The 3522-nt window shown below is 63.2% G+C and carries 4 protein-coding genes; 3 read left to right on the forward strand and 1 reads right to left on the reverse strand.

Annotation, left to right across the window (positions count from 1 at the left end):
• Positions 1 to 166: 166 nt before the first annotated feature.
• Together ACWDGI_RS43495 and ACWDGI_RS43500 are read left to right on the forward strand one after the other, a co-directional pair.
• Positions 167 to 619 (forward strand): hypothetical protein, encoded by a 453-nt coding sequence (locus ACWDGI_RS43495; RefSeq protein WP_450768588.1) that lies wholly within the window; start codon positions 167 to 169, stop codon positions 617 to 619.
• Positions 616 to 1470, forward strand: a complete 855-nt coding sequence (locus ACWDGI_RS43500; protein WP_450768589.1) for a hypothetical protein — start codon at positions 616 to 618, stop codon at positions 1468 to 1470. Before ACWDGI_RS43495 ends, ACWDGI_RS43500 begins: the two co-directional genes overlap by 4 nt.
• On the opposite strand, the gene ACWDGI_RS43505 is transcribed toward ACWDGI_RS43500, so the two are convergent.
• Entirely contained in the window at positions 1404 to 2042 is a 639-nt protein-coding gene (locus ACWDGI_RS43505) for a hypothetical protein (protein ID WP_450768590.1), read from the reverse strand. The genes ACWDGI_RS43500 and ACWDGI_RS43505 overlap by 67 nt on opposite strands.
• A gap of 237 nt (positions 2043 to 2279) precedes the next feature.
• On the opposite strand from ACWDGI_RS43505, the gene ACWDGI_RS43510 reads away from it, so the two are divergent.
• Complete coding sequence (locus ACWDGI_RS43510) at positions 2280 to 3056, forward strand: helix-turn-helix domain-containing protein (protein ID WP_450768591.1); 777 nt, start codon at positions 2280 to 2282, stop codon at positions 3054 to 3056.
• The last annotated feature ends 466 nt before the right edge of the window (positions 3057 to 3522 follow it).

Consider the following 3522-nt stretch of genomic DNA (forward strand, 5'->3'; position numbering starts at 1 on the left):
CTACCTCACCCCACACCAGGCCAGGACCCGCTACAGACAACGACTCCACCTCGCCGCATAAAACGGAAGTGTCGGACCTCAAGGGGTCACTCCACATGCCCTCAACACCGCCGTTGGCTACCACGTCTACGTCGCTAGCATCACCAAAGTCCCTGGCGATCGCGACATGTACAACCTCACCGTCGACGACCTCCACACGTACTACGTGCTGGCGGGGCATACTTCTGTACTCGTCCATAATGGTGGTGGGGCGGGTTTTGACCTCGATAAGCTCGACCGCCCAGGGTTCAGCAACTATGTCCTGGTGGACCGAAATAATGTGCCCTACTACAGTGGAATGTTTGGCCCTAATGAATCGCCGGCTTCTGTCCAGCGACGTCACGGCGGAACCTTCAACCGATACAATCCTGCAAACGGCGATAGAATGGATGTGTATCCGGGCACCCGGACGTACGGTCAATCTCGCCTCCTTGAACAGCGAATTGCGGACTACTTCGGAACCTATATTGGAGAGGATGGCGACAATTATCGAGGTAATCGCCAGCAGCCGATGGATCCCAAGAAGGCGCCCGGATATCGGGCGTACGAGAATTTCAAGAAGGGAGTGCCATGTCCATGAGTGACAGCCATGTAAATGTCAAACTAGCGGCGATCGTCTTGGATTTTTCCGAAAGGGTTGGGAGGCTTCCGTCATTGAAGGAATTCCTGCAGCTCCTAGAGTGGTCGTCGGATGGTGTCTATTCGACACCTCTGGTATTCAAGGCCACCCTGGTGGACGGAACCGTTTACTCCGGCCCGGAAGGATCGAGAGTGCCAGAATTGGCCGATTCCATGTTCACCGATATGGCTGACGTTTTGGCGGGTTTGTCCGGTGAGGGAAGCGGAAATCCCCTTCCACCATCTGATCTGGCTGATGCTCTACTCCTCTTTATTAATGGCGAGGGGGTGAATTTTGAGGATGTGGCTAGCGGAGGTATCTCTCATCTTTCAATCGCGGCGACGGAGAGTGTCGCCAAGCCCGGGATTGGCGATATCCTGGCAATTCCCGCCGACGGTGGCTGGTATGCAGGGATCGTGGTGGCGCGCAATAGATTCGGGGTCGCGCTCGGGATTTTCCGGGAGAGGTTTGAATCCTTGGAAGCCGTGAATCCTCGACATTCCGCCGTGTGTAAATTTCCGATCTATAGTGATGATGTGCAGGTCCTAAATGGCGTGTGGAAAGTGGTCGGGCGCGATGAAAGTCTACTTTCGCCCTTCCCTGGCGAGCCAGAAATCTACCATTCTCCGATCCCGGCATGGCCGGGGTGTGATTTCGGGGAGTTCGGGGCAGCCGAAAATCTGGCGGGGCATATCAGGCTGATTGGCGGCGATGAAGCAAGAGCCGTTGGGCTTGTGGATGGTAGTTACAGGCAGTCATACACTAGTGATTTTCTGCAGCAGTCGCTAGCGGATTTGGTGAGTCGCGGATAGTGGCCTATCGACACTGGTTGTGAATCGGGATGCCGGACGTGGTGACGCAGCTGCTTCTCCACCTCGTACCGGTTGAGGGCTTCCGACCGTGCGTAGCGGGTCACGGCGTCCTGCACGGCCGCCGCGGCCGCCAACCACGTACGACGCTGGTCGGTCCGCTCTCCGGCGTCCTGAAGCCGCAGCAGCAGATGGTGCGCGTCGTCGGCCGTCTGCTGGAGGACGACGAGCTCGTGCGGCAGGCCACTGGGATGCAGCACGAGCTGCGGAGCAAGCTGTCCGGCTGCCGGGGAATCGGCCAGCGCCGTCTCCATGGCGGGCGAAGCCGACTGAGTCGGGATCCAAGCCGTGACGGGCCCGGAAACTGGGACCGAAGCGCCAGTGCCCGGCACGGAGATAATCGCCGGTCTGCAGGTCGGCCGGCCGGGGCTGGCGTGCGCGGGGGCATCGAGGTCGAGCTCCAGGACGGCGGGCAGCACGGTGTCGTCGCTGCGGTAGTCCTCAAGGCGGTCGCGGTCAGAGCCGGTGACCCAGAAACGGTGGGTCGTGGCGCCGACCCGGAACTGCACCGGCACGATCTCAGCGGCCGCTGTCCGGCGCACCAGGTCGTCGAAGAGGATGCCCCGCGGGTTGGCCGTGGGATGGACGCGGCCGCACCGGCGCGCCCCGCCCGGGCAGGGGTACAGCGCGCGGACGTCGCAGCGCCAGAACTCGCATCGGAGCCTCGGCCGTCGTGATGGTGACGACCGGCTACCGAGGCGCCAACAGGGTCAAGCGCCTCATGGACGCCTACCGCAGCTCGGGGCACTGAAGTGACCGCCACAGGACGCCCCGAGAAGCCGGTAGACCGCACCGTCCCGGCACGCGCGAAGCTCGCGGACTTCCTCCGCGCCCGCAAGGCCGCCGCCGGCCTGACCTACGAGGAGATGGCCAACAACGTGGGCGGCATGCCCTCCAAGGCCACCTTCGAACGGGCCGCCGCCGGCACTTCCGTCCCCTCCTGGGAGACCGTCGAGACCACCATCAACGTCACCATCACCGAGGAGGAGAAGTTCACCGACAGCATCGCCCTCGCGCACGCCCAGGGCCTCGACCTCTTCATCCGCGCACGCCGGGCGACCCGGGCGCCCTACTACCTCCACAAGGCACCCGACCCCGAACTCATCAAGACCATCGCGTCCTTCGGCCAGGCGCTGCGCGACCAGCACGTGTGGGCCGGCTACCCCACGCCCGGCGAGATGACGCGGACGTCCACCCCGGGGACGCTGCCCGCCACCACCGTCCGCCGCATCATCAACGGCAAGATCCTGCCCGTCGACGCCGAGCAGGCCATCGCCTTCCTGAAGGCCTGCTACGTCATCGAGGCCGCCGACCTCGAACTGTGGATCGCCGGGGGGATCCGGGCGCTCCGCAGCAGCCGGCAGGCCGCGAAGAAGAACATCCTCGAATGGGAGAGGGCCCACTGGAAGCTGCGCCAGCAGCTCCGGGCCGGCGCGAGGCAGGAGCCCTCCGAGGACAGAGACATCCAGCCGACCACCGAAAACACGGTACTCCCTGATTCGATTTCTCAGAGGAAGCGGGCAGCGTAAATCATATTCTGATTACGGCGCCCTCCTCCGAGACATTCGGAGGAGGGCGCCGCGTGTGAGTAGTATCGGGAATTTATCCGTTATCGATCGAACTGAAGCCGGGGGTGCGGTGTGAGCCCAGAATCTATCCCACACCAGAATTGATGCATTCTCGGTTGGCGTGACTGGGGCGCCCTGTCATCCCAGAATCTAGCTCAGCGTCAATTTTGACGCACAGCCTGACATTGACGAACCGTCAGTACCAGTCGAGCACGGGAGAGTCAGGCCAACCCCTCCCTTGCTGCTGCCGTTTTTGCCTGACTGCGGAGCCGTCAGGCCCCGGGCCAGCGCGGAGCGTTGGCCCGGTAGGCCGGGCACGGAGTGCCTGGCCCCCTCGGGCGGAGCCCGGGGGTCTCCGGCGCGCAGCGCCGGGAAGCGTCGCGTAGCGACGCCGCGTCGTGTCTGCGGAGCAGACCGCGCGGATCGG

Source organism: Streptomyces sp. NPDC001220, from assembly GCF_053597895.1.

What these genes read in the sequence shown, in the direction of transcription:
- ACWDGI_RS43495 (WP_450768588.1), top strand. Translation starts at nt 167, where the DNA reads ATGTACAACCTCACCGTCGACGACCTCCACACGTACTACGTGCTGGCG.
- ACWDGI_RS43500 (WP_450768589.1), top strand. Translation starts at nt 616, where the DNA reads ATGAGTGACAGCCATGTAAATGTCAAACTAGCGGCGATCGTCTTGGAT.